This window comes from Thermomonas brevis (assembly GCF_014395425.1).
GTDB classification, from domain to species: Bacteria; Pseudomonadota; Gammaproteobacteria; order Xanthomonadales; family Xanthomonadaceae; genus Thermomonas; species Thermomonas brevis.
On record NZ_CP060711.1, the window covers coordinates 162304 to 187144 of the forward strand.

Annotated in this window: 20 protein-coding genes; 2 read left to right on the forward strand and 18 right to left on the reverse strand. The window is 67.2% G+C overall.

Features of this window, described 5'->3' with window-relative positions:
• Nucleotides 1–76: 76 nt before the first annotated feature.
• Together H9L17_RS00760 and H9L17_RS00765 are read left to right on the forward strand one after the other, a co-directional pair.
• A complete protein-coding gene (locus tag H9L17_RS00760) occupies nt 77–982 on the forward strand; it encodes a LysR family transcriptional regulator (protein WP_187570520.1) in 906 nt (301 codons plus the stop codon).
• 426 nt (nt 983–1408) lie between these two features.
• Complete coding sequence (locus H9L17_RS00765) at nt 1409–2539, forward strand: hypothetical protein (protein WP_246455122.1); 1131 nt, start codon at nt 1409–1411, stop codon at nt 2537–2539.
• Nucleotides 2540–2574: 35 nt separating this feature from the next.
• Here H9L17_RS00765 and H9L17_RS00770 read toward each other — a convergent pair whose 3' ends face one another.
• From H9L17_RS00770 to H9L17_RS00845, 18 genes are all read right to left on the reverse strand, one after another.
• Nucleotides 2575–3678 carry an acetate kinase gene (locus H9L17_RS00770; protein ID WP_187570521.1) on the reverse strand — a complete coding sequence of 368 codons (1104 nt, stop codon included), beginning with the start codon at nt 3676–3678 and terminating at the stop codon, nt 2575–2577.
• 19 nt (nt 3679–3697) lie between these two features.
• Entirely contained in the window at nt 3698–5773 is a 2076-nt protein-coding gene (locus tag H9L17_RS00775) for a heavy metal translocating P-type ATPase (RefSeq protein ID WP_246455123.1), read from the reverse strand.
• 115 nt (nt 5774–5888) lie between these two features.
• Entirely contained in the window at nt 5889–7481 is a 1593-nt protein-coding gene (locus H9L17_RS00780) for an ABC1 kinase family protein (RefSeq protein WP_187570522.1), read from the reverse strand.
• A gap of 25 nt (nt 7482–7506) precedes the next feature.
• On the reverse strand, nt 7507–8802 hold the full coding sequence (locus tag H9L17_RS16225) for a hypothetical protein (protein ID WP_246455124.1): 1296 nt from the start codon (nt 8800–8802) through the stop codon (nt 7507–7509).
• Complete coding sequence (locus H9L17_RS16230) at nt 8799–9320, reverse strand: hypothetical protein (RefSeq protein ID WP_246455125.1); 522 nt, start codon at nt 9318–9320, stop codon at nt 8799–8801. Before H9L17_RS16230 ends, H9L17_RS16225 begins: the two co-directional genes overlap by 4 nt.
• Nucleotides 9320–9970 carry a hypothetical protein gene (locus H9L17_RS16235; protein WP_246455126.1) on the reverse strand — a complete coding sequence of 217 codons (651 nt, stop codon included), beginning with the start codon at nt 9968–9970 and terminating at the stop codon, nt 9320–9322. Before H9L17_RS16235 ends, H9L17_RS16230 begins: the two co-directional genes overlap by 1 nt.
• Complete coding sequence (locus H9L17_RS00790) at nt 9967–10881, reverse strand: ribose-phosphate diphosphokinase (RefSeq protein WP_187570523.1); 915 nt, start codon at nt 10879–10881, stop codon at nt 9967–9969. Before H9L17_RS00790 ends, H9L17_RS16235 begins: the two co-directional genes overlap by 4 nt.
• Complete coding sequence (locus H9L17_RS00795) at nt 10878–12395, reverse strand: thymidine phosphorylase family protein (protein WP_187570524.1); 1518 nt, start codon at nt 12393–12395, stop codon at nt 10878–10880. Before H9L17_RS00795 ends, H9L17_RS00790 begins: the two co-directional genes overlap by 4 nt.
• Nucleotides 12392–13777, reverse strand: a complete 1386-nt coding sequence (locus H9L17_RS00800) for an MBL fold metallo-hydrolase RNA specificity domain-containing protein (RefSeq protein ID WP_187570525.1) — start codon at nt 13775–13777, stop codon at nt 12392–12394. Before H9L17_RS00800 ends, H9L17_RS00795 begins: the two co-directional genes overlap by 4 nt.
• An 80-nt stretch (nt 13778–13857) precedes the next feature.
• Nucleotides 13858–14271, reverse strand: coding sequence for a hypothetical protein (locus tag H9L17_RS00805; RefSeq protein ID WP_141480898.1), 414 nt, complete (start codon nt 14269–14271; stop codon nt 13858–13860).
• Entirely contained in the window at nt 14268–16658 is a 2391-nt protein-coding gene (locus H9L17_RS00810; RefSeq protein WP_246455127.1) for a heavy metal translocating P-type ATPase, read from the reverse strand. The genes H9L17_RS00805 and H9L17_RS00810 overlap by 4 nt, the downstream gene beginning before the upstream one ends.
• On the reverse strand, nt 16655–17320 hold the full coding sequence (locus H9L17_RS00815) for a methyltransferase family protein (protein ID WP_028839372.1): 666 nt from the start codon (nt 17318–17320) through the stop codon (nt 16655–16657). The genes H9L17_RS00810 and H9L17_RS00815 overlap by 4 nt, the downstream gene beginning before the upstream one ends.
• Nucleotide 17321: 1 nt before the next feature.
• Nucleotides 17322–17636, reverse strand: coding sequence for a DUF2933 domain-containing protein (locus H9L17_RS16115; RefSeq protein ID WP_065427866.1), 315 nt, complete (start codon nt 17634–17636; stop codon nt 17322–17324).
• Nucleotides 17633–18145, reverse strand: coding sequence for a MerR family transcriptional regulator (locus H9L17_RS00825; protein ID WP_223158069.1), 513 nt, complete (start codon nt 18143–18145; stop codon nt 17633–17635). The genes H9L17_RS16115 and H9L17_RS00825 overlap by 4 nt, the downstream gene beginning before the upstream one ends.
• A 172-nt stretch (nt 18146–18317) precedes the next feature.
• Nucleotides 18318–21467 (reverse strand): efflux RND transporter permease subunit, encoded by a 3150-nt coding sequence (locus tag H9L17_RS00830; RefSeq protein WP_187570526.1) that lies wholly within the window; start codon nt 21465–21467, stop codon nt 18318–18320.
• A gap of 1 nt (nt 21468) precedes the next feature.
• Nucleotides 21469–22962, reverse strand: coding sequence for an efflux RND transporter periplasmic adaptor subunit (locus tag H9L17_RS00835; protein WP_187570527.1), 1494 nt, complete (start codon nt 22960–22962; stop codon nt 21469–21471).
• A complete protein-coding gene (locus H9L17_RS00840; RefSeq protein WP_246455128.1) occupies nt 22959–24281 on the reverse strand; it encodes a TolC family protein in 1323 nt (440 codons plus the stop codon). Before H9L17_RS00840 ends, H9L17_RS00835 begins: the two co-directional genes overlap by 4 nt.
• A 125-nt stretch (nt 24282–24406) precedes the next feature.
• Nucleotides 24407–24826: a hypothetical protein gene (locus H9L17_RS00845; protein ID WP_187570528.1), complete on the reverse strand. Its 420-nt coding sequence runs from the start codon at nt 24824–24826 to the stop codon at nt 24407–24409.
• Between the last annotated feature and the right edge of the window lie 15 nt (nt 24827–24841).

The following is a 24841-nucleotide window of genomic DNA, read 5'->3' on the forward strand; positions in this document are numbered from 1 at the left end:
TATGGAATTATTGCGATTTCATAATTCCTCGATATGGAATAAAGTCGAGCATCGCAACCGGCCGAGCAGACGCACTGTGAACAAGGAATTCGAGCTGCTACGTATCTTCCGAGTGACGGCAGAGAGCAGCAGTTTTCGTGACGCGGCGGTCCGGCTCGGAACGTCTCCACAAGGCGTCACGCGTGCCATTCAGCGACTGGAGCAGCACTACGGCGAGATGTTGTTCCATCGAACCACACGGCAGGTGCGCATCACGGCTTTTGGCGAGGGCTTGCTGGAACAGGTGCGTCCTGCCCTGGAGCGCTTCGAAGACCTGTGGCGGATACCTGGTGCGGATCAGCAGGCTTCCCTGTCGGGCACGGTTCGGATCACCGCGCCACACAGCCTCGGCACCAGGGCAGTTCTACCCGCATTGGAGCGCGTTGCCGCGCGCCATCCCGGCATCACGCTGGACGTGCGCCTATCCGATCGCGTCAGCAACCCCGTTGACGAAGGAATCGACGTCGGGATCAGGGTCGGATTCATGCGTGACAGCCGCTTCGTTGCGCGAAAGGCGGCCGACATGCGGCTTCCGATCGTTGCGGCTCCGCGCCTGATCAAGAAAGTGGGCGTACCTGAAGGGATCGAATCGCTAGCAAGGTTGCCGGTTACAGCTGCCGTGGATATCAATACCGGCCGCCCTTGGCCTTGGCACTTCAAGGCGGGACACCAGTGGACGCCCACTTCGCCGGCCTTCATCGCAGATAACGCCGATATGGAAATGGGGGCGGCGTTGGCCGGGATTGCCTTCGCTCAACTGGCCGACTACATGGCGGCTCCTTACATCGCCAGCGGAAAGCTCGTGCAGGTACTGGAGCAGGAGGGACCTCCTGCATGGGGGTTGTACGTCTACCGGCCTCAGCGCGGGCCCGTATCAGGCAGGGTTCGGGTGGTGTTTGATGAGTTGCGCGCCGCGGTTGGATCGCTACCTGTTTTGCGCTAACACACAATCAAAGCGCCCAAGGAATGAGTTGGTGCGGAGACAACAGACAGAATGTCCGCTTCTGACCGCATGCGGACGTTGCCCGGGGAGGGCAGGGCGGCGGATAAGGGCCCGTTATCGGGGGTAGGCAGGCCAGCTTGCCGACCCGGAGACGCCCTACGTCTGTAGCCTTCCTGAAGCGGCGCTTGTTCCGAGAGCGGATACCAGACTGCTTGGGTACCCTGACGCAGCGGCGCAGCAATTAGGCCGCGTCGAGGCGTAGATCCAAGGAGCCCGGTAGTGATTGGTCAGTCAGGGTGCGATATCAACTGTGCCACCTCGATGGATGCATCGCTCAATCAGCGGTGCGCATGCGAGGTGGTCGACGTCTTGAGGTTGCACGAGTCGATCAGGTCCGACTTTCCGGAGTTTACGACTGATCCATCCGTGCACGCGCACCTGTTTTCCCCCTACGCGCTGTTCGTCGACCGTGCGGCGTTGGAGGCTATGGGGCGCGTGGCGGCGGCGCTCTTCGACGTTGCGAGCAATCCGCAATACCGCCAACACGTCCTGCAATGGGCTCCGAACATCGGCAGCCATGATCCGGGGTCGGCGGGTGGCGTCCTAGGCCTAGACTTCCACCTGACCGTCGACGGTGCGCGGTTGATCGAGGTCAACACCAATCCCGGCGGGCTGCTTCTCAATGCAGTGCTGCTCGATGCTGTGCAGACCTGCGCGCCGGCTGCGTGGACCACCTGGACAACGGCGGCGAAGGCCGGCGACGCGGCCATCGCCGCGTGGCTGGACGATGCGCGGCAGCAGTCCGGCCGCGCGCCTGCGCGCTTGGCCATCGTGGACAGCGTCCCATGGGAGCAGTTCCTTTACCCTGAGTTCGAACTGTACGCTGCCGCATTCCGGGAGCATGGCGTGGACTGCGTGATACGCGCGCCGGAAGAACTCCGCTTTGGGCCAGGCGGGCTTGCAGATGCCAACGGTCGGATCGACCTGGTCTACAACCGGCTGACTGATTTCGCCCTTGAAGAAGCCTCGCATGCAGACCTTCGGCAGGCTTACCTAGCGGGGAGCGTCGCACTCACCCCGCATCCGCGTGCGCACGCGCTTTTCGCGGACAAGCGCAACCTTACCGTGCTCGGAGATCCAGCTCTGCTCGAAGGATTTGGGGTTGATGCAGATTCGACGACTCTGCTGGCCCAAGTAATTCCGCCCACGTTTGAAGTCGTGCCTGGGAACCGAGATGCGCTATGGGCAGCCCGCAACAGTTACTTTTTCAAGCCTGCGGCAGGGTTCGGCAGTCGCGGCAGCTATCGAGGTGACAAGCTCACCAAGCGAACGTGGGAGTCGATGGCGTCGGCGACCTACATCGCACAAACCTTCGCGCCACCGAGCATGCGGATCGTGCATGGGGGCCAGTCCCTCAAGGCGGATGTGCGCTGCTTCGCGTCCGAGGCGGGTGTGCTGTTGTTCGCGGCCCGGCTTTATCAGGGCCAAACCACGAACATGCGCACCCCGGGTGGTGGATTCGCAGCGGTGCTCACGACGCCCCTAATCGACGAGTAATCCTGACTGGAGCCGCCCTGGAGATATGCCGTGGACTACAGCCAGGCCAGTGCCGATTCAGCCAGCTCGCGTTCCTCATCGATCGCGACGTTCCAGATCGCCGGCCCACTCCCGCCATCGATCCGTATGGCTCCTGCATCGTTGTCGCGAGACGCCAGCGCCAGACCAAGCCAGCCCAGGCGCGCGACGATGCGAGCACGCAGGCCGGGCGCGCGATGGCCGATGCCGCCGGAAAAGACCACATGGTCAACGCCCCCGATTGCCGTGGCCATGGCCGCAATGGCCTGCGCAATCCGGACTGCGAACAGCTCCACGGCAAGCTGCGCCTGGGGGTCGGGGTCGGCGAGCAGCATGCGCATGTCGCCATGCCCGGCAATGCCGGCAAGGCCGGCAGCGCGGGACAGACCCTCTTCAAGCGTCTGCGCATCCAGACCTTCGTGCCGGAGCAGATAAAGCAACGCACCGGGATCGAGATCCCCGGAGCGGGTAGGGCTCGGGATTCCACCCAGCGGAGTGAGCGCCATGGTGGTGTCGCGGCTCCTACCATCTTCGACGGCGCAGACGCTGCAGCCACCGCCCAGATGCGCGAAGACGGCGCGGCTCTGCAGGATTCCGGCGTCGTGGCTGGCGACGATCCGCAGCGCGGAGGCAAAGGCAAGCCCATGGAAACCGTAGCGGCGGATACCCAGCGCATCCCATGCTTCGGGGATGGGTAGACGCCGGCTCCAGGGGGCGAGTGAGGCGTGAAAGTCGGTGTCGAAGGCCACGCCCTGGCGGGCTTGCAGCCATCGCAGCCGCGCGGCGCGCGCGAAGGCGAGTGCGAGCGGCTGGTGCAAGGGCGCGAACGGCACCAATGCATCCAGTTTCGCGAGCACAGCTTCGTCGAGCTCACGGGACTCGTGAAGGTCACCGCCGTGCACGATCCGGTGGACCACCACCTCAGGGCCGGCCGCCGTTTCCGACAAGGTTTCGAGCAGGGTGGCAAGGCGCTCTTGCGCATCCGGGCCGACTGAAATCTCGACCCGGGAGCGCTCGACGACGCGAGGCTGTGCGCCCGGCACCTCAGCGTTCAACAGGTAGGACGCGCCCTTGAGGGTGGACGAGCCAACGTTGAGTGCCAGAAGCCGGCGCGTGGTCATAGTTGTCGCCAGGTCATGTTCATCGGGACCGTACCGCCCGGCGCAACAGCTGCGCATTGATGGCGACAACTATCGTGCTTAGCGACATGAGCACCGCCCCGAGCGCAGGTTGCAGCAGGATCCCCCATGCGGCGAGAACCCCTGCGGCCAGAGGGATGGCGACGATGTTGTAGCCGGCGGCCCACCACAAGTTCTGGATCATCTTGCGGTAGGTTGCCTTGCTCAATGCAATGATCGCCGGCACGTCGCGCGGGTCGCTGCGCACGAGGACGACGTCACCGGCCTCGACGGCGACGTCCGTCCCTGTGCCGATGGCGATGCCGACATCGGCCGTGAGCAGCGCCGGCGCGTCGTTGACGCCGTCGCCCACCATTGCAACGCGCTTGCCCTGGGCCTGCAGCTCCTCGATTTTCGCCACCTTGTCCTCGGGCAGGACTTCGGCGAAGACGGCGTCGATGGCGAGTTCCTTCGCGACCGCATTGCCGACCGCCGTGGAATCACCCGTCAGCAGCACCACCTCCAGTCCGTTATCGTGCAGCCGCTTGACCGCATCGAAAGACTCCGGGCGGATGGCATCGGCGATGGCGAACACGGCGAGCACCTGGTTGCCCTCCACCAGGTAGGTTGCCGACTGGCCGTCGGCTGCCGCTGATTCGGCGGCCCGCCGCAACGTCTCCGGCAGTTCGGCGGCGAGCATTTTCAGTAGCGCTGGCCCACCGACATGAAGCCGGCGCCCCTCGACGAGTGCGCGTACGCCGCGACCTGGCATGGACTCGAAGTCCTGCGAAAGCGGGACTTCGATGCCATGTTCCTTGGCGCTGGTCATCAGTGCCTGCGCGATCGGATGTTCGGCATCCCGCTGGACGGACGCGGCCACGCGAAGCACCTCGTCGTCGGGGAATCCATCAGCGGCGGTGGTCTTCACCACGCGATGCGAACCGAGGGTGAGCGTACCTGTCTTGTCAAACACGACCGTGTTCAGCAGGCGGGCCTCTTCGAGGCCGCGTCGATCGCGCACGAGCAGGCCGTTGCGTGCGCCGATCGTGGTCGAGATGGCGGTCACCAGCGGGATGGCCAGACCCAGCGCATGGGGGCAGGCGATCACGAGAACCGTCACTACGCGCTCGATCGTGAAGCCCCACGGTCGGCCCAGGAGTGGCCAGACGATAGCGGTGATGGCGGCGGAGACGATGGCGATGATCGTGAGGTAGAACGCCGCGCGATCCGCCAGGGCCTGGGCGCGCGAGCGCGACGTCTGGGCCTGTTCGACGAGCCGCATGATGCCCGCGAGTGCCGTCTCGTCGCCGGTCCCCGTCACTTCGACACGCAGCGAGCCCTGTCCGTTGACGGTGCCGGCGATCACCCGGTCGCCCGCCGACTTGTCCATCGGCTTGGACTCGCCGGTGATCATCGCTTCGTTGACGGCGCTGGTCCCTTCCTTCACTACGCCGTCGGCAGGAATGCTGGCGCCGGGCCGGATGAGCAGCAGGTCGCCGCGCCTCAGTTCCGCGACGGGGATTTCCTTCGTGGTACCGGCCTCATCCAACCGCACCGCCATGTCAGGCAGCAGCTTCGCGAGCTCCTTGAGCGCGCCCTGTGCCTGGTTGATCGAACGCATCTCGATCCAGTGGCCGAGCAACATGATCGCCACCAGCGTCGCCAGCTCCCACCACAGATCCAGTCCCTCGACAAGGCCGAGCGTGACCACGGCGCTGTAAACAAAGGCGACGGTGATCGCAAGCGAGATCAGCGTCATCATCCCCGGCAAACGACTGCGCAGTTCCTGGTATCCGCCGCGGAGGAACGGCGAGCCGCCGTAGAAGTACACGACCGTGCCGAACATCGCGGGGATGTACGCCGCGCCCGGGAACTGCGGTGCGGTGTAGTCGAACCAATGCTGGATCATCCCGCTCCAGATCAACGTGGGGATGGTCAGCAGCAGCGTGAGCCAGAACTTGTCGCGGAAGCCCGCCGCGCTGTGGCCGGCATGCTTATCGTGCCCGGCATGGGCGTCGCCATCGCCACGCTTGCGGGAAACAAGCGATTGTTCGCTATGTGCCTGGTGATCTTGATGATGGTGGTTGTGTTGCGTCATGGGTCTGCCTTCCTGGATGCACTGATGCACTGGGCGTCAGCGGGGAGATAGATCAGGGGTTCTGTAACAGACTGTCGGGAAATCGGCCATTCCCGATGTTCGTTGCTCCGGCTGATCACAGGTGCCCCGATCTGGCGATGGCCATTACCAGCCGCAGGGATAGCAGGCCCGCTGCAGTGAAGGCCAGCACCGCCATGACAGGCAGGTGACCGAACACTTGCGGGCCGTCGGAATGCAGGCTCAGCAGGGCGCCGCTGACGTACAAGCCCAGGGTGACCAGGGCCAATGCCAGCCGGTTGCCGGTGCGCGCGAGCGCCTCGTGCGTGGGCGCCAGACCGTGGTGGTGCACCGAGAGCGCGGGCCGTCCGTCGCTCAGCTGTGCCTGTCGCAACAGGTCGGTGGCGATCTGTGGCAGCTGGCGGGCGGTGCGGGCCAGCCGCATGGCAAGCGGCCTGTTGCCGCCGGGGCGACTGGCATCGGCGATGTCGGCGATGTCGGATGCCTGCGCCGACAGCGACCCCATCAGGTCCAGATCCGGATCCAGGGCGCGCAGCGTGTTCTCGACCAGAAACAGCGTGCGAATCAGCGCCAGCAGGTGGGAAGGAAGCCGAAAGCCCGCGCCCTGCCCAATCCGCGCCACGCGCCAGATCGCCTCGGCGATGGACCACTCCGCCAGCGGACGGCTGGCCATCTCGGCCAGGATCAGGTGGATCTCGCGCACGTGCGAGCGCCGTTCGACCTGCGGCGGGAAGAAGCCCAGGGCGATTGCCGCATCCAGCACGCCCTCGGCATCGTCGGCCGCGATGGCCTCGACCATGCCGCCCAGCGCGAGCCGGGAAGCCGGGTCGAGCACGCCGATCGAGCCGAAATCATGCAGGCACAGGCGACCGTCGTCGAAGAAGAACAGATTCCCTGGATGGGGATCTGCATGGAATACGCCGGCGCCGAACAGCTGATGCACGTAGGCATCCAGCAGCTCCCTCGCCAGCGCGGGAGCGGCCGCTGTTCCGTAGGCGGCCTCGAGGCGGGTGCCGTGGCTTCGATCCTGGACCATCACGTCTCGGGCGGCGTAAGGTTCGACGACGTGTGGCTGGGTGATGCCGGGCAGGGCGTCAAGCACCCTGGCCATGCGACGCATGTTCTGTGCTTCGTGGCGCATGTCGATCTCGTCGCGCAGGAAGGCACCCAGTTCGTCGACGAGCTCGAGCGGGCGGTGCCGCGTGAGCGGCGGCCACAGCCACTGGGCCACGCGCACCGTGCGCCGCAGCAGCCGCAGGTCGGCCTGCACCTGGGCATGGATGCCGGGGCGGGTGATCTTGACGACCACGTCGCGTCCGTCATGCATGCGCGCCGGGTGGATCTGGGCGACTGAAGCCGCGGCCAGCGCCCTGTCATCGAAGCTGGCGAAGAGCGCGTCGACCGGTGCGCCGAACGCCTGCTCGACGCTGCGCCTCGCCTGCTCCGCAGGAAACGCCGGCACATCGCTGTGCAGTCGCGACAGCGCCTCCCGATAGGGCACCGGCAGTAGGTCCCAACGCAGGCTCAAGCCCTGGCCCAGCTTGACGAAGGTGGTGCCCAGCCCGACCAAGGTGGCGCTGACGTACGCGGGAAGCCGTTCGGGTGCGCGCCGGCGCAGGCGCAGCACGGCGACTCCGAGCTTCAGTCCGGCCCAGGCGATCTGACCTCCGCGGCGCACCGTGCCGGCCATCAGCGCGAGGTCCTGACCGGCACGCTCACGAGGCCTGTCCCGTTTCCGGGCGCAGGACGGTGGCCGGATCGCCGCGACCATCCACTGCCGCCAACTCCGCTTCCGACAACAGACTGCCACGGGACTCGCCGAGGACGCCCGCAGCCGCATCGACCACGTGCGCCCAGGTGCTGCGGTTGGCGAACAGCAGGCCGGGCACGTCCAGCGTGCCGCCGCGGTTGACGAAGCCCAGCGCCGCAGTGGTGGCCGGGCCGGTGTCGAGTCGGCGCAGGGCGCCGAGGAAGGGTTCGGGGCGGGTGTGGGTGACGAATACGCGCGGTCGGCCCACCGGGAACAGCGCCTGGACCGCGCTGTCGGAGTGCACGTACCGCGCCTCCTCCGGATCGCGCGGCGTGCGGAACCGGCCGGGCTCGCCGAGATAGACGATCGCCGCCGCGACACCACCTTCGACGAGGCGCGCGTGGGCGCGACGAACTTCCTGCAATTGGTAGGCACCGGTGGCGACCAGCAGGACCGCCGCCGACGCCGGATCTCCGGCCAGGCACGTTGCCCCGGTCTCGGCCAGCGCCTGGGCCTGCTGTGACGTCAGCTCATGGGGCACCGGGCGCTTGGGGACGACCAGGGTGGTGACCGTGCCGCGTTGCGCGTAGGCGTGGGTGAGGGCTGCGGCGGCGCCGTTGGCATCGGGCGGAAACACCACGCGCGAGATGTCGGCCATCTCGCCCATGAGCGCCTCGGCCATGGTCGGATCCTGGTGCGACTGCTCGTTCTTCGAGTTTTCCCACGTGTGCGAAGTCAGCACCAGCGGCACGCCCAGCCAGCCGGGCGGGCGTCCGGCCTGCTTCTGATGGCGGGCAAAGATCAGTTCCTGGCGCACGGCGCCGAGCATCTTCGGCGCGAACGCCTCGTAGGTGACCACCAGGTTCAGGCCGCCCTTGTTGCCGAGCGCGGCGCAGACCACGGCCTCCTCGTTGAGCGCGGTGATGACCGCGCCGGTCGTCGATTCGGCAATGCCGGGCTCGGGCTCGTGCACCCGGTGCTTCATCGCGTCCAGGGTGCGGTCGAGCTTGTTGCTGCGCAGCTCGTCGGGATTGCCCACGCGCACGCGCAGGCCCGGGTTCGCTTCGGCGATCGCGACGAACTGCTCGTCCAGCGCGGTCATCGGCGAGCTCTCGCCGCCGGCACCGCGGTCGGCGATCGCCGGCACGCGGGGTGGTTCCATCTGGCGATCGGCCAGCGCATGGTCGCGTTCGCGCACCCGCTGCTGGTCATCGTGGCTGTTGAGTGCGGCGACGGCCTCCTCGAGTTCGGGGAAGGTCACGAACAGAGCTGCAGCGCCCTCATTGAAGAGCGTGCGCGCCTCTGCATCCACCGCCGGATTTCCGGGCAGGGGAAGATTGTGCGAGGCGTTGGTCCCGGCGCCGGGAAGCCGAAGCCCTTCACGGTTTCGGCGATGCCATAGGGCAGCCGCACGTCGGTATCGGGGACGGCGGCGCCCGCTTGCAGGCGCGATTCCATCACGTGGATGCCCCACGCGATGCTGGCCGGATCGCGCCCGTCCAGCGCGATCGGATCAAAGCCGTTCAAGCGCAGGTGCCGGTCCAACCAGCGCTCGCCGCCTTGCTGGGTGATCTGGCTGCGCTGTTCGATACGCCGCCCGTTGAGGATGATGATCGGGCTGACCAGCCCGCTGTCTTCGGCACGCCACCAGCGCGGCGCCCAATCGCTGCCGCGCTGTTCTTCGAACGCACCGTCGCTGAGGAACGCCACCAGGCGTTCGTCCTTGAGCGGCGCATGCACGTACTGAAGCTCGGCAAAGCCGAGATAGCCACCTTCCATCACGCCCCGGCGGTATGCGCATTGACGTGGGAGCCCAGCGGCGACGCCGGCGTCCCGTCCGGATTGAGCGTGTAGGCGTAGAAGTCGCCGACGAACCGGCTCAGTCCGGCGTCGGAGCGGTCATAGCGTTCGGCGTGCCTGTCGGTCATGTTGCCAACCAACACGTTCAGCGCGTCGATCGCGGCCACGCAGTGCCCTTGGCCCATCATCCAAGCGCGGGTGACACCATCCAGGGCGTCCATCAGGAGGTAGCCAGCGTAGGCGGGCACCATGTTGAGGGACCCGCCGGTGTGGCCTTCAGGCGTGAGCTTGAAATCGTCGGCCTCAAGGACCGTGCCGTCGGTACGGACCCGCTGGCTGTAGGTCATGTGCGCCACCAGCCACATGCCGGCACTGGCGACGCGATCGGCCGCGGCGAGCCGCTGCCAAGCAGTGCCGGTATTGGGCGTGCGGCCCAGGGCCACCAGTTCGTCCACCATCTGGCGGACCCGCAGCTGGGTGAGCGGGTCATGCCGGATCACGCCGTAGCCGGCTGCCCAATGTGCGAACGCGCGATCAGCCTGCCGGTGGGCATCGGCCAGTTCAAGGATCCGCTGGCGCTCGGCGGCTGACAGCTGGTCGGCGGTGCAGCAGTTCAGATGCAGGTTCATGGGTCCTCCGGGGAATTGGTCGAAGCAGCCATCAGTGTCGAGGCCGCAGCGGCAAGGTCCGCGCCGAGCGCAATTGCGTTCGACGGGTGGGAAATGGTGTCGGTGCTGACGATACGAGCCAGGCCCGCCTCCTGCAGGCGGGCATAGGCATCGCCGGCAAACACCGGATGGATGGCGACCAGCAGCGGTGGCGGCAGCGACAGCTGGCGCAGGTGCGCGAGGGTCTCCAGGATCGTATGGCCGGACGACACGATGTCGTCGATCAGCACCTGGGTCCGGCCGGCCACGGCCGCCGGGTCAGGCAGGCTCACGCGCACGTCGTAGTCGCCGTGGCGTTCCTTGGCGAGGACCTGGTAGGGCATGCCGGAGCGGGCGGCGATGTCGGCGACCCATTGCTCGCTCTCGCTGTCGGGTCCGATCAGCACCGCATCGGGGACGGTTTCCGCGATCCAGCGGGCCACGGCCGGCGTCGCCGACACGTGGGCCGTCGGAATCCGGTAGAGCGACTGCAGGCGCTCGACGCGGTGCAGGTGCGGGTCGACGGTCACAAGCCAGTCGAACGTCTCCTCCAGGAACTGGGCAAACAGCGGCGTGCTGACCGCTTCACCACCATGGAAACGCTTGTCCTGGCGCATGTACCCGAGGTAGGGCGCGATCAGGCCGACCGAGCGCGCCCCGAACTCGCGCGCCGTTCGGGCGGCGAAACGCAACGGGAGGGCCAAAGCATCGGCGTGGCGCAGGCTGGCCAGGATGGCCACATCCGCGCCAGCCAGCGAGTCCTCCAGGGTCACCAGCGACTCGCCATCGGGAAAGTGCCGCCAAGCCACAGGTGCAATGCGCGCCTGCATAGCCTGGTTCATGGTGCTGGCCAATGCTGCATCGGCCGGGAAAGGCATCAGCACACGGGTCATGGAACCTCTCCAAGGACGAAGGGTTGCAAGGTGGCGGCGTGCTCCAGCGCATAGGCCAGCTCGCCCGGAGACTCCGCATGCAGGGTCAGCAGAGGCTGTCCGCGCTCGACCGCATCGCCGACGCGCAGACTCGTTTCCAAGCCGGCGGTGGGGGATGTGGGTGCGCCGGCCAACTTGGCCAGCTTGGCCAGCCTGCGGTTGTCGATTTCCGTGATGCGGCCCGACGCGGATGCCGGAACGTCGGCGGTGAATGGCGCCCGCGCCGGTTCGCGGAAGCCTCCCTGGGCTTCGCAGATCGCCAGGAACTTGGCCAGCGCCCTCCCGGAATCCAGCACGCTGCGCGCGCGCTCCAGTCCGGTGCCGGCGCTGCTGCCCGGTGCCATGTCCAGCAGCGCCGCCGACAGCGCAAGCGCGCGTTCGCGCAGGTCGGCCGGTGCGTCGGTGGCGTTGCGCAGCACCTTGAGCACATCGTGCGCCTCGAGCGCCGGGCCGATGCCCCGACCCACCGGCTGGGTGCCGTCGGAGCGATGGATGGCCAGCTGCAATCCAAGCGCGCTGGCGGTGTGTGCAAGCCGCGAGCCGAGGCTGTCCGCCGCAGCCTCACTGCGCACCTTGGCGGTCGGACCCACCGGCATGTCGATCAGCACGTGGGTGGAGCCCGCCGCGATCTTCTTCGACAGCACGCTGGCTACCAGTTGTCCGTCGCTATCGAAGTCCAGCGGGCGCTGGACCCGGATCAGGATGTCGTCGGCCGGGCTCAGGCGCACGTTGCCGCCCCAGACGATGCAGCCGCCCTCGCGCTCCACCACCCGCCGCATCGCCGCCAGGTCGAGCGCCACCGGCGCCATCACTTCCATGGTGTCGGCGGTGCCCGCGGGCGATGTGATGGCGCGCGAGGACGTCTTCGGGATGCGGTAGCCCAGCGCGGCCACGATGGCCACCACGATCGGGGTGGTGCGATTGCCCGGCAGGCCGCCGACGCAGTGCTTGTCCAGCACCGGCCCATCGCCCCAGTCCAGGCGCTGGCCAACCGCGATCATGGCCCGCGTCAGCGCGGTCGTCTCGACGTTGTCGAGGCGGTCGCCCGCGCTGGCCGTGACGAAGGCGGCAAGCTCCAGGTCCGACAGCCTGCTTTCCATCACGTCCTGCACCAGGGCGAGGTACTGCGCGTCGTCCAGCCGTGCCCCGAACACCTTGGCGCGGAGCGCGCCTGCCGACGCCGCGGGTTCCGTGTGCCGGACCCGGGCAAGGACATCGGGCATGGGATCGAGCAGCGTCCACGCGGTCTCCGAGAGCGCCACCTCGTCCAGGCCGAGCCGATCGTCCACGACCACGTTCAGCGTCGCCACCAGCGTGCGCGAACCCACGTCTAGCCTCACGCGAGTCATCGCGGCAAAGCCTTCCGAGCGGCAGACTTCACAGTCGCGGTGCATGTACACCACCGGCTGCTGGTAGGTGTCGATGCCGGCACGGGTGACGCGCAGCAGGGTGTGAGCAGCGGCCAGCTCGCTCATCGCGCATCCTCCAGCCCAACGCGCTCCAGGTGCTCCGGAACGCGTGCGCGCCAGCCCAGCTCGCGCTGCACGCGCCCGCGCAACGTGTCGGCTGCATCGGGCTCGCCGTGGGTGAGGTAGACGACGCGCGGCGCGGACGGCGCGGTGCGCATCCAGTCCAGCAGTTCCCCGGCGTCGGCGTGGCCAGAAAAGCCTTCCAGCTGCACTACCTCGGCGCGAATGGGGACCTCGCGGCCAAACATGCGCAAGGTTCGCTTTCCTGCCGCCAGCGCGGCACCGCGTGTTCCGCCGGCCTGGTAGCCCGCGAGCAGGATCGCGTTTCGGTCATCCGGACCGAACGCCTCGATGTGGTGCAACACGCGCCCCCCGGTCGCCATCCCGCTGGCGGAGATGATGATCATCGGTCCGCGCTGGCGGTTGAGCGCCTTCGACTCTTCCACCGTGTTGACGAAGGTGGCCACGTCGAACATCCGCTGGCAGTCCTCTTCGGACACGTGGTGCTCGGAATGGTGGGCGTGGTAGTGCCGGGTCGCGTTGATCGCCATCGGGCTGTTGAGGTACACCGGCACGCGAGGGATCTCCTTGCGCTCACGCAGCCGGGCGATATGCAGCATGAGCGCCTGGGCGCGTCCGACAGCAAAGGCGGGGATGACGATAACGCCCCCGCGCGCGGCAACACGGCGGATGATCGGGGCCAATTCCGCTTCCTGGTCGATCGGGACGTGTTCGCGATTGCCGTAAGTGGACTCGCAGACCAGTACGTCGCAGGCGGGCAGGGGCGTCGGCGGATTCATCAGCGATTCCTGCTGCCGTCCCAAGTCGCCGCTGAAGTGCAGGCGCTGGCCCTGGACATCCAGGCTGACGTGGGCGGCGCCCAGGATGTGACCTGCGGGGTGGAAGCGCACCGTGAAGCCGGGCGCGACCTCGATGTCGCGTTCATGGTCATGTCCCTGCAGCTGCTTCAGGCTGCGACGGGCGTCATCTTCCGTATAGAGCGGTCGCGGCTCCTTGTGCTTCGAGTAGCCCTTGCGCGCGGCGTACTTCGCCTCTTCTTCCAGCAGGTGCCCGCTGTCGGGAAGCAGCAGTCCGCACAGCGCCACGCTGCCGTGGGTGCAGTGGATCCGGCCGCGGAACCCCTGCTTGACGAGTGCGGGCAGGTAGCCCGAATGGTCCAAGTGGGCGTGGGTCAGGATCACCGCATCGATTGATGCCGCGTCGACGGGAAACGGTGCCCAGTTGCGCTCGCGCAGCTGTTTGTAGCCCTGGAACAGGCCGCAGTCGACCAGCACGCGCTGGCCGTTGGCCTCGACCAGGTAGCGCGAGCCGGTGACTGTGCCCGCGGCGCCGAGGAAATGCAGGGTGGGGTTGGAAGACGCTGTCATGACGTGACTCCTGTCTCGGAAGGAAGCGATTGCGGGAGGCGTTGGAAGGGCCGATGCGCATCCCCGTGCGACGCGCCTGGTCAGGGGCGAACGAGCTCCACCGTGTCGTTGACCTTGGGGCTGCCGGAGATCACTTCGGCATCCGCGTAGTGACCGTCGAACAGTTCAACGATCCGCACTTGGCCGACGTTTTCACGGCGGTAGCGTGGACCGCCGGTCCGCGAATGCCGGATGCGGCGCTTGTGCCGGATCACATCCAGCACCTGCCCGACCTGAGCGCCGTCGGCCTGTCCGACGCAGACGACGAGCGTTTCGTCCTGCTTCTCCAACACTTGGCCGCGCATCAGTACGTTGTGACGGAACCCACCTTCACTCGCCGAGGCGACACCCGGCAGTGCGAAGGCGAACAGAGCAGCCAAGGCCAGCGCGGCATGCCAGCGGCGGGGATACGTGCCTCGGGCCCTTGGGTGGGCAAGGTGCGTCGCGGGATTCATGGCGTGGACTCCTTGGACTGGATGCGAGGGGAGGCGGCAACGTCCGCCAGTGGAAGGCGTTTGAGAAGCAAGGCATTGAGGGCCACGATCACCGAACTTCCCGACATCGACAGGGCGGCGATTTCCGGCGACAGCACGAACGGATAGAACACGCCGGCCGCGAGCGGGAAGGCCAGCACGTTGTAACCCACGGCCCAGCCGAGGTTCTGGTGCATCTTGCGCAGGGTGGCCCGGGCGATGGAGGTCGCGCGCACGACGTCGTAGGGGTCGCTGTGCATGAGCACGATGTCGGCGCTCTCGATGGCGACGTCCGTGCCGGCGCCGATCGCGAAGCCGACGTCGGCCTGCGTCAGCGCCGGTGCGTCGTTGATGCCGTCGCCCACCATGCCGACCTTGAGGCCCTGCGACTGCAGCTTGATGACCTCGTCGGACTTGCCGCCAGGCAACACGTCTGCCAGCACGATGTCGATCCCCAGATCCTGAGCTACGCGTTCGGCGGTGGGGCGATTGTCGCCGGTGATCATCGCCACTTTGATGTTGCGACGATGCAGTTCGTCGATGGCGGCGCGCGAGGTCTCGCGGATCGCATCAGCGATGGCGAAGAAGCCCGCAAGCTCGCCGCCTACCCCTGCATAGATCACGGTGCGACCCGCGCCGGTGAGGCGCGCGGCCTCCGCTTCCAGCACGGATAGATCGATTCCGTGTTCGACCATCAGGATGCGATTGCCCAGCAGGACCTGCACCCCGTCAACCACCCCGGTGGCGCCCTGGCCGTCGATGTTGGTGAAGGCCGTAGCGCGTTCGGCTGCCGGACCGGCGCGCTTGAGGATCGCTTGCGCCAGCGGGTGCTCCGAATGCGCCTCGACCGCAGCGGCCGTGGCCAGTAGCCGCTCCTGCGTCCAGCCCGGTGCGACCGCCATGTCGACCACCTCCGGTGCACCGACCGTCAGGGTTCCAGTCTTGTCAAAGATCACAACGTCCAGCCGGGCGCTCTTCTCGATGGCTTCGGCGTGTTTGAACAGAATGCCGTGTCGAGCGCCCAGGCCCGTGCCGATCATGATCGCCATCGGGGTGGCCAAACCCAGTGCGTCGGGACAGGCAATGACGAAGACGGTGATCGTCAGCGTGAGCGCGAACATGAGCGGCTGTCCCAGCCACCAGAACCAGACCGCGAAGGTCAGCAGCCCGATCACGATCGCGGCCAGCACCAGCCACTGCGAAGCGCGGTCGGCGAGCAGTTGCGCAGGCGCCTTGGAGTTCTGTGCGGTCTGGACCAGCTTGATGATCTGCGCCAGCGCGGTATCGCTGCCGATCTTGGTGGCGGTGTAGGCAAATGCACCGCTCTTGTTGATCGATCCGCCGACAACGGAGGCCCCTGGGTCTTTGCGCACGGGCATCGACTCGCCGGTCAGCATGGATTCGTCGACCTGGGAGCTGCCTTCAGCGACGGTGCCGTCGACGGGGATCTTCGCCCCCGGCCGCACCACGACCATATCGCCGACCAGGACTTCGGCGGTCGGGATGTCGAGCTCCTGTCCGTCACGGCGCACCACCGCGCGGGGCGGGGACAGCTTCAACAACGCCTTCATCGCGTCCGAAGCGCCGGCGCGTGCCCGCATCTCGAGCCAGTGGCCGAGCAGGACGAAGGTCAGCAGGACCGCCGAGGCCTCGTAGAAGTTCGGTCCGTCGAAGAAGAACGTCGACGCGATGCTGAACCCGTAGCCGGTGCCCACGCTCAGCAGCACCAGCACCGCCATGTCCAGCACGCCGCGGCGCAGCGAACGAATCGCCGCACTGAAGAACGGCCAGCCCGGATACAGCACGGCGCCGGTCGCCAGCAGGAACAACCAGACGTTCTCGCGCAGTCCAAACGGCACCGGCGGCGGCTCCATCAGGCCGCCCATGGGCGACCACACGAATACCGGGATCGCGAAGGCGAGAGCGACCAGGAAGCGGCGGCCCATGTCGCGCGCCGCGGCGTGCAGATCGCTGCCGTGGTTCATGCCCGCATGGGCGTCGTGACCCCCGGCATCCTTGGCGTCATCGCCGTGGCCGGCGTGGGCGTCGGCAGGGTGCTCCGCGGTGGTACCCGGTCCGTGCCGGGCATGCGCAGCGTGGGCGTGCGCGCCTGCGCCCGGGCCGGCAGCGGGCATCGAGGCGTCGCATTGGAAGCCGCAGTCGCGGATCGCGGTGGCGACCGCGCCCGACGACAGGCGGGCCGGGTCGTAGGACACCTGCAGGGTCGCGGTGGCGAAATTCGCGATGGTGGCGTTGACTCCGGGCAACGCGGCTACGGCCCTCTCCAGCGTGCGCGCGCAGCCGGCACTCACCATGTCGCCGATGGGCCAGGTGCGCGTGCGCACTGGCGGTTCGTGGACGTGTGTCATCGGACTTCTCCCTGGGATGGGGCGGGGCCGCGCCTGCGTCGCGGAATGAAGGCCGGCACCTGCTGCATGTAGCGGACGTACTCGTCGCCGAAGCGGCCCAGGCAGTCCTTTTCCTCACGGCGCGCCAGGCGGGCATAGGCCCACACGAGCACCGGATAGCTGGCGAGCGTGAGCAGCGTGGGCCACTGCAGCAGGAAACCGGTCAGCACCAACACGAAAGCGACGTACTGCGGGTGGCGCATGCGCGCATACACGCCGTCTCGGGCCATCCGGCCCTCACGCTGCGCCCGATACAACACTGGCCAGGCGGCCGACAGCAGCCAGAAGCCACCGCCGATCAGGACGAAGCTCGCCATGTGGAATGGACCAAAATGCGGATTGGCGCGCCAGCCGAACCACATCTCCAGCAGATGGCCCGCGTCATGGCTGAGCCAGTTCACTTGCGGATAATTGGCACTGAGCCACCCGCCCAGGACGTACAACGTCAGCGGGAAGCCATACATTTCCGCGAACAGGGCCACGACGAAGGCGGAGAACATCCCGAACCCCCGCCAGTCCCAGCGGGTCAAGGGCTTGTAGAAGCTCCAGGCGAAGAAGATGAAGAACGCGGTGTTGATGGCGGCCAGCAGCCAAAGGCCGTAGCCGGAGTCGGGTGCCTGCATGTCAGTGCCCTCCGTTCGAGGTGTCGGACGTTTCGTCGTTCAGTGCCCGCTTGCTACGGCTCTCATGCTGGCCATGGGGTGTGTCGTCGGCATTGCCGTCGCGCCCATGACTTCCGGAACCTCCATGACCGCCATGCCCCTTGTGCATGAACACATGCATCAAGGGACATAGCAGCAGGATGGCCAGGGGCAACCAGCGAAGAGTCCCCCCAAGGTGGGCGCGGTGCTCGACGGCGAGATAGAACACGGCCAGCGCCAGGAAGATCCAGAAGACCCAGCGTCGGGAGCCTGAGGGGGCAGGACTGGAGGCTGTCATGGCAAATTCTCCTCTGTGGGGCGGCGTCCAAGAAGTCGCCGCGGGGTGGACTTGACGAACCCGCCGCCTTCAGCAGCGGCAACAGATTCGATCAATGCGCAGACTTCGTTGCCAGTTGGAATGGAGTCCGGCAGCGAAGCCCAGGCGCGCACGGCATGCTCCATCCGTCCGTGCATGGCGAGCAGCGTGTCCAGCTGGTGACGGGTGTCGTCGAGCCTGCGTCGGATGATGTCCCTCACCAGTGGGCAAGGGCTGTGCCGCAGCAGGCTGTGGTGGATGATTTCCTCGATTTCCCCCAGCGTGAAGCCAAGGTGTTGCGCCGTGCGAATGAAGTGCAGGCGAAGGAGCTCCGAGGTGGAGAACAACTGGTAGCCGCCCTCGGTATGCGTGGCCGCTTGCAACAGACCGCGCCGCAGGTAGTTGCGCACCACATGCACCGTGACATCGCCCTGCCGTGCCAGCTGGCGGACCGTCATCAGCGGCAGCGTCACTTCTTCCTTGGTCGTCATCGGCTTGCTCCCGGCGAGGTGTTGATCAGGCTAGACCTGTGTCTCGCACACAGGTCAACCGGCCTTGCGGTGGGCGAAGCCAGTAACGCGCGAATTGGCCGTAGACGGACGGATGTTCGCGGCCACAGTTGCATGAACCGTCGGTCCCTGCCTGCGTTGAACGGCCCCATCACTACTTCTCCTTGGGTAGTGCGGAGGAGGGGTGCGGCTTCCTGGCCAGTTGCCGCTGCTTGATCAGCGAGTACAGCGCCGGAATCACCGCCAACGTCAGGATGGTCGACGAGACCATCCCGCCCACCATCGGTGCGGCGATGCGGCGCATGACCTCGGAGCCGGTGCCGCTGCTCCACATGATCGGCAGCAAGCCGGCCATGATCGCGACCACGGTCATCATCTTCGGGCGCACGCGGTCGACCGCGCCTTCAATGATCGCTTCGCGCAGGTCCCGTGCATCCAGCGGGCGGCCTTCGGCCTGCCGCTGCGCGGCACGCGCCTCGAGCGCGTGGTCGAGGTAGATCAACATAATCACGCCGGTTTCCGCGGCGACGCCAGCCAGCGCGATGAAGCCCACGATCACCGCGACGCTGACGTTGTAGTCGAGCATCCACATCAGCCAGATGCCGCCGACGAGCGCGAAAGGCACCGACAGCATCACGATCAGCGACTCGGTGACGCGGCGGAAGTTGAGGTACAGCAGCAGGAAAATCAGCGCCAGGGTCACCGGGATGACGACGCGCATCTTCTCGGCGGCACGCTGCATGTACTCGTACTGCCCGCTCCAGGAGACGTAGTAGCCCGGCGGGAACTGCACCCGCTCGGCGACCGCATCCTGCGCCGCCTTCACGTAGCGGCCCAAGTCGCTTTCGCGCGTATCGACGTAGATGTAGGCGGCCAGCATCGCGTTCTCAGTGCGGATGCTCGGCGCCCCCTTCTTAACTTCGATCTGCGCCAGCTCACCCAATGGCACCTGGGCGCCGCCGGGCACCGGGACCAGCACCTGGGTGCCGATCCGGTGCGGATCGTCGCGCAGTTCGCGCGGATAGCGCACGATCGCGCTGAAGCGCTCGCGTCCCTGGAGGATGGTGGAGACCATCTCGCCGCCCAGCGCGGCCGCCACCAGGTCCTGCACCTCACCCAGGCTAACGCCGTACTGGGCCAGGCTGCCGAGGTCCGGGACGACATCCAGATAGTACGCCCCGGTCAGACGTTCAGCGAAGGCGCTGGTCGTTCCTGGCACGCCGCGCACGACCCCTTCGATCTCGGTCGCCAAGGCGTCCAACTGCTCCAGGTCGTTGCCGAACACCTTGATCCCCACCGGCGTGCGGATGCCGGTGGCCAGCATGTCGGTGCGTGCCTTGATCGGCATGGTCCAGGAGTTGGCGACGCCGGGGAACTTCAGCGCCGCGTCCAACTCGGCGATGAGCTTGTCGGTGGTCATGCCGTCGCGCCACTGGTCCTCGGGCTTGAGGTTGATGACCGTCTCGAACATCTCCAGCGGCGCCGGGTCGGTCGCGGTCAGGGCACGACCGGCCTTGCCGAAGACCGACTCCACCTCCGGGAAGCTCTTGATGATCCGGTCCTGCTGCTGCAACAGCTCAGAGGCCTTGGTCACCGACATGCCAGGCAACGAAGCAGGCATGTATAGGAGCGTGCCCTCGTTGAGGGTCGGCATGAACTCACTTCCCACGCGCGATGCCGGCCACAGGCTGGCAAACAGCGCGACGAGCGCGAGGAGGATCGTCGCCACGCGGTGCCGCAGCACGATGTCGATCGCGGGCCGGTAGGCTGCGATCAGGAACCGGTTCACCGGGTTCTTGTGCTCGGGAACGATCTTGCCTCGAACGAACAGGAGCATCAGCACCGGGACTAGTGTCACAGATAGCAGCGCGCCACCGGCCATCGCGAACGTCTTGGTGAACGCCAGTGGCTTGAATAGACGTCCTTCCTGCGCCTCGAGCGCGAACACCGGCAGGAACGAGACGGTGATGATCAACAGGCTGAAGAACAGCGCCGGCCCGACCTCGCGGCAGGCGTCGATGATCAGCTGGATACGGCTGCGGGAGCCATCGTCGCGTTCGATGTGCTTGTGCGCGTTCTCGATCATCACGATCGCCGCGTCGACCATCACGCCGATCGAGATCGCGATGCCGCCCAGGCTCATGATGTTGGAATTCATGCCGAGCGCACGCATCGCGATGACCGCGATCAGCACGCCGACGGGCAGCATGACGATCGCGACCAGCGCGCTGCGCGCATGGAACAGGAACACCAGGCACACCAGCGCGACGATCAGGCTCTCCTCGATCAGTGTCATGCGCAGGGTTTTGATGGCGCGCTTGATCAGATCGGAGCGGTCGTAGACCGCCTGGATGCTGACCCCTTCGGGAAGACCGCTTGCAAGCTGGGTGATCTTGTCCTTGAGGCCTCCGATCACGGCCAGCGCGTTCTCGCCGTAGCGGGCGATAGCGATGCCGGCCACCACATCGCCTTCGCCGTCGAGGTCGGCGATGCCACGGCGCTCGTCGGGCACGAGTTCCACCCGCGCGACATCGCCGATGAGCACCGGCGCTCCACTCTCCGCGCGCAGAACCAGGTTCTCGATGTCCTCGATGCCTCGCAGGTAGCCACGGCCCCGCACCATGTACTCGGTCTCGGCCATCTCGATCACGCGGCCGCCAACGTCGCGGTTGCTTGCAGCGATCACCTCCGACACCCGCGAGATCGGAATGTCGAACTCGCGCAGCCGGACCGGATCGACGGTGATCGAATACTGGCGCACGAAGCCGCCGACGCTGGCGATCTCGGCCACGCCGGGCGCGGTGTTGAGCTGGAAGCGCAGGTACCAGTCCTGCATGGCGCGCAGTTCGTCCAGTGAGTGGCGGTCGCTTTTGAGCACGTACTGGTAGACCCAGCCCACGCCCGTGGCGTCGGGGCCCAGTGCGGGTGCCACGCCGGCCGGGAGGTTCTTCGACGCAACGTTCAGATTCTCGAGCACGCGCGAGCGCGCCCAGTACAGATCCGTCCCTTCCTCGAATATGACGTAGATGAAGGACGCGCCGAAGAATGAGAAGCCGCGGACGTCCTTCGACTTGGGCACTGTGAGCAGGGCGCTGGTCAGTGGGTAGGTCACCTGGTCCTCGACCACCTGGGGCGCTTGCCCCGGGTACTCGGTAAACACGATCACCTGGACATCCGACAGGTCCGGTTGCGCGTCCAGCGGGGTCTTCATCAGCGCGTAGATGCCGCCGGCAACGATCGCCAGCGTCATCAGCAGCACCAGGAAGACGTTGCGCACCGACCATTCAACGAGACGGCCAAGCATGTCAGTGCCCCTCGTGGCTGGTGGCGGGAGCAGGTGTGCCGTGGTCGTTCATCGTTCCATGGTCGCCATGGCTGTCATGGCCGTCGGACGCGCCAGGATCGCTGGCGGCAGCCGGTGGATCTCCCGATGTCGCCGGTATGGCATGGCCCGCGTGGGGATCAGCGACCTCGTCAACATGACCTGCGTGCGGATCGACGGCGTCCTCACCGTGCCCGGCGTGTGGATCCTCAGTGGTGCCCGAAGGCGCGCCGTGTCCTGCATGACCCTCAAGCCCCTGGAGTGCCGACTGCAGGTTGCTTTCGGCGTCGATCAGGAAGTTGGCGGAGACCACGACCTGTTCGCCTTCGGCGATCCCGTCGAGCACTTCGATGCGATCGCCGCCACGGCGACCCAGGGTGACGTCGCGCGGTGCAAAACGGCCCGCGCCGGTCTCAACCAGCACCATCTGGCGCGTGCCGCTGTCCAGCACGGCCGAACGCGGAACGGTGAGCACCGGGCCGGTCCCCGGCGCCTCGAGCAGCACAGTCCCGTAGAGCCCGGGCCGCAGGTCGCCGTTGGGATTGGGCAATGCGATGCGCACGTCCACGGTGCGCGTCATTGCATCGATGACGGGCTGCACGAAGGTGACCTTGCCCTTGGCCACCTGGCCTGGCAGGGCTACGGTTTCAAAGCGGGCGGGCTGGCCGATTGCTATGCCCGCGGCCTGCGCCGCCGGCACCTTGGCGACCACCCACACCATCGACAGGTCGGCCAGGCGCAGGATGGTCTCGCCCGCCTCGAACCGGGCGCCCTGGACCACCGGTTTTTCGATCACCACCGCATTTGCCGGCGCGGTGAGAACCAGGGCCTTCTTGCCCATCTGCGCATTGCTGATTTCCCAGTTGCGAAGGCGGGTACGGGCGGCATCGCGTAGGCGGGTCATCGATGCCGCGCTGGCGGGATCGGATCCGGCCAGCCTGCGGGCGGTCTCGTCAGCGAGCCTGTATTCCTGCTGCGCCGCAGCCAACTGCGGGCTGTAGACGGATAGCAGCGGCTGCCCGGCGCGGACTCGCATGCCGGTCTGGTTCGCGTACAGCCGCTCCACCCAGCCTTCGAAGCGCGGGGCAATGACGTACTGTCGGGTCTCGTCGACCTCGACCGTGCCGCTGGTGCGCACGGTGGCGGACAGTGCCCCGCGCGTAACCGCTTCCGTGCGCACGCCCAGCGCCTGCACCTTGTCCGGCGGCAGCACCACCGTGCCCTGCGCCGCCGGCGGCGCGTCGTCGGCATAGACCGGAACGTAGTCCATGCCCATCGGATCCTTCTTCGGCACCGGCGAGGTGTCGGGGAGCCCCATGGGATTTCGGTAATAAAGCACCTTGCGCTCCGCGGCAGGCGCCTCGGCGGATGTAGCTGCGGTCGGCGAATCGTTGGTCGCGCGGCCGGCCATCCAGCCTGTGGTGAGGGCGGCGAGTGCGACGCCGATGGCGAGCGACAGGGTCTGGACACGGGTCATCGGATATCTCCTTCGATGGCGCGCACGGCGGCGGCGCCCAACAGTTCGTCACGCAATGCATCGACCCGTGCGAGGTCGGCGCCCTGCCATTCATTGAGTGCTTCCAGCAGCGTCCCGAAGTCGACTTCGCCGACCTGGTAGCTCGCCAGCGCCGACTGCCAGGTGGCGTCGGCCTGCGGCAGCAGCGTGTTCTGGATCAGTTGCCGGCGTTCGCGGGCGCTGGTCCACTGCGACCAGGCGGAAGCGCCTCGCTCCTCGACGGCCCGCAGCGTGGCGTCCCTGCGGGCCAGCGCGGCTTCCTCGAGCAGGCGCGATTCGCGCTCGCGCTCGCGGCGGGCGCGCTGCTGGAACGGGATCTCCACCTCGAGCATCAGCTCGGTACTCTGGATGCCGTTGCCCAGCTGCATCGCACCCACGCCGACGGTGATGTCGGGAAAGCGGTTGCGACGCTGCAGCACCACATTCGTGCGCGCGGCCTCGGCGCGGGCCTGCTGCGAACGGACCGCGGGGTGCGTGTCGGCGGCGTCCAGAGCCTCGGCAAGCGAAGCGCTGCGGACGGCAAGGTGCGGCGCCTCGTCGGGAGCCGCCAGCGGCGCATCGGAACGGCGCCCCAGCACCGCGTTCAAGGTGGCGGCCGCCTCTTGCTTGGCGGCGAGGCGTTCGATCCGCTCGCGCTGCAGGGTGGTCTGCTCGACTTGGGCGCGGATGGCATCCTGCTGTGCCGCGCGGCCAAGGGCGTAGCGCACGCCCGCGATCTCTTCGATCTGGCGGAGCAGGGCGATGCGGCGATCGAGCACGTCTATCGCTTGATCGGCATGCCAATAGCGAGCGTAGGCCGCCTCGGCGTCGGACAGCAGCCCGCGCGTCGCAGTGACTCGATCAAGTCCGATCGCGACCGCGTCCTGGCTGGCCGCAGTCCGCGCCAGATCGCGCTTGCCCCAGAGCGGAAAGCGCTGGCGCACCGCGTAGTTGATCTCACGCTCGGCACCGACGGTGCGCCAGGGTCTGTCCGGATCGAGCCCGCGAAAGCCCATCGAGGCCATCGGATCGGGCAGGGCGCCCGCCGGCAGTATCCGCGCTTCAGCGGCCTGGGTTTCCAAGCCCATGGCCCGAAGCTCGGGGTTGTGTTCGAGCACCCAGGTCCGGATCGACTCGAGACTGTGTCCCGGGATGGGCTCGGTTGCGGTCACCGGCAGCGCCAGCGCCCACAAGGCGCCGGCGAGCACGCAGGCGAGCACGCGCCGCCGCGGTGGCCGCTGGCAGGACAGCGGGTGGCAGTGCAGGCGGCTGGCCTGCCACAGGTAGAACGGAGATGCCATATCAGTGTCCTTGGGCCGACGCGACGCAGTCGCTCGGCCGGGGCAGGAACACATGCCGTGACGCGCACGGCACGAACGCACAGCACTGCACCGCACAGGCGTGCGGCGCAGTCAGCATTCGGGCATCAGATCAGCAGGAGGGCCGCGGGATGCGCGGTGGGTCGGTGCCAGGCAGGCGTGGGTGGCGAATCGACCCATGTGGACGTGACCCCGGGGCCACCGTCTGCGACTTCGGCGGCCGCGAACCAGGAGAACCACACCCCGACCAGCAGCGGTGGAACCGGCGGGATGCGCCCGCTGTCGGCCGAGAGATCCCCTTCGCTGCAGTGCGCGGCACACAGTGCTTCATCAGCCGAGGGAAGCTCTTCACCACAATCGTGGCCGTGGTCGTGGCGGGTGTCCGCGTCGGCCGCGACTGCGGCGGTTGTGGCCCTGAGATCCAGACAGCCGCCATGACCGGCCAGTGCGAACTGGGACCAGAGCAACGCCACCATCGCGAGGAGGGCAGTGCGCTGAAACCAGTTCCGATGGCGAAGGCGGATCATGATCTGAGTTTACTC